Source organism: Actinomadura sp. (assembly GCF_044508335.1).
Lineage (GTDB): Bacteria > Actinomycetota > Actinomycetes > Streptosporangiales > Streptosporangiaceae > Spirillospora.
In genome coordinates, this window is sequence record NZ_JBIQHY010000070.1 from 32,763 (window position 1) to 34,401 (window position 1,639).

Annotated in this window: 3 protein-coding genes; 1 reads left to right on the forward strand and 2 read right to left on the reverse strand. The window is 79.3% G+C overall.

Annotated features, from left to right (window positions below; genetic code table 11):
• The coding region (locus ACIWVC_RS22270) for a hypothetical protein (RefSeq protein ID WP_396450952.1) at positions 1–253 on the forward strand (253 nt) is incomplete at its 5' end.
• 329 nt (positions 254–582) lie between these two features.
• On the opposite strand, the gene ACIWVC_RS22275 is transcribed toward ACIWVC_RS22270, so the two are convergent.
• Together ACIWVC_RS22275 and ACIWVC_RS22280 are read right to left on the reverse strand one after the other, a co-directional pair.
• The gene (locus ACIWVC_RS22275) at positions 583–747 is read right to left on the reverse strand and encodes a CDGSH iron-sulfur domain-containing protein (protein WP_089326853.1); all 165 of its coding nucleotides are present in this window, start codon (positions 745–747) and stop codon (positions 583–585) included.
• Positions 748–853: 106 nt separating this feature from the next.
• Positions 854–1,594: a HemK2/MTQ2 family protein methyltransferase gene (locus ACIWVC_RS22280; protein WP_396450956.1), complete on the reverse strand. Its 741-nt coding sequence runs from the start codon at positions 1,592–1,594 to the stop codon at positions 854–856.
• Positions 1,595–1,639 lie beyond the last annotated feature (45 nt).

Below are 1,639 nucleotides of genomic sequence, written 5' to 3' on the forward strand. Positions count from 1 at the left end.
GATGCCCACGATCACTTCCGACCACCTGCACACCCTGCTGGCCTCCACCGACCGCGACGCCGCGCTGGTGGTCGTCGGGGGCCGCGCCACCGTCGTCCCCACCGACCCCAGCCGCGGCGGCGGCCCCGAGGACGCGATGGTGATCACCACGCGGGACGCCGTCATCGCCGAACTGGACACCGGCGCCAACGAGGAGCAGATCGAGGCCCTGGCGCAGCGCCTGGACGTCGCCCTGGAGAGCCTCGGCGGCTGACGGGAACCGGCCCGGCTCCTCGCCGCCTCACGAGCGGGGGCAGCGCGCCCCCGGGATGCCCGGCCTGGACCTGGCGTCGCCGCGGCACAGCGCCGGCGCGACGGCCGGCTCGGGCCCCGCGGCTCCGCGGCCGGGGTTCAGCACTCTGAGTGCATGGGCGGACGCAGTGGGCAATATTTCGGGCGCTCCATGGAAGAGGACCCCGCATGCCCGCTTCCGTGTGCGTGATCGGGGTGCCGGCCCTCGCCTCCCGGGGCGGCTCCGGTCACCGCCGCGCCCGCCTTGGCGCACTCCCACCGCCTGCGCCGCCCGGACCGGCCGGCGGCCGGTCACCCGCGGGTGCGGCGGCGGTGGCTGGTGTCGCAGAACGGGTAGGAGCGGCTCCGGCGGCACGCGCACAGCGCGACCAGCCACCGCTCCGACACGACCGTGGAGCCGTCCTCCAGGACGACTTCGACGGGGCCCTCCACCAGGACCGGGCCGCCCGGCACCATCCGCACCCGCCGCCGCTCCCCCGCCGGCCCGCGCCCCGGCACGCGATCCTTCGCGCTCCCCTCCGCGGGAGCGCCCTCCGGTCCGGCGCCGGCCTCGGGCACGCGGTCAGGCGGCCTGGTTCCGGTGCTCACAGCCCTCCTCCCCGCAAGCCTCCCCGCACGCCCCGCCGCAGGCGGCGGCCGCCCCGAGCCGGTCGGCGCGGACCACGACGAGGTCCTCGTGCCGCTGCCCGGGGCCCAGCAGGCCCCGCGCCGCCAGCCGCGCCGCGCGGCGCCGCATCACCGGCCCGAACGGCTCGCGGTGCCGCGCCACCACCGACGCGCGCATCCCGGCGGCGCGCAGCGACACCAGCGTCGCCGCCACCCCGTTCAGCGCCGAGTGCACCAGCAGCAGCGTCCCCGACGGCGCCAGGTGCCGCGGGGCGCGCGCGCAGATCCGGTCCAGCAGCGCGCGGCCGTCCGGCCCGGCCTCCCACGCGCGGGCCCGGCCGCGCACCGCCGCCGGGTCGGCGTCCCCGGCCACGTACGGGGGGTTGGCGACGATCACGTCGAACACCTCGCCGGCGACCGGCGCGAACAGGTCGCCGCGCAGCACCCGGACCGGCAGGCCCCGCACCCGCGCGTTCATCCGCGCGGCCAGGACCGCGGGCGCCGACACGTCCACCGCGACGACGTCGCAGCCGGCGCGGGCGGCGGCCAGCGCGACCGCGCCGGTCCCGGTGCCGAGCTCCAGGACCCGCGCGCCGGGGCGCACGCCCCCGCGGGTCAGGGTCCGGGTCAGCGCGCCCGTCAGCAGCGAGGTGTCGGACTGCGGCCGGTACACCCCCGGCGGTCTCAGCAGCATCATCGCCCGGTCCCCTCTCCCCCGTCGGACGGTGCGTCAGGCCCCGCG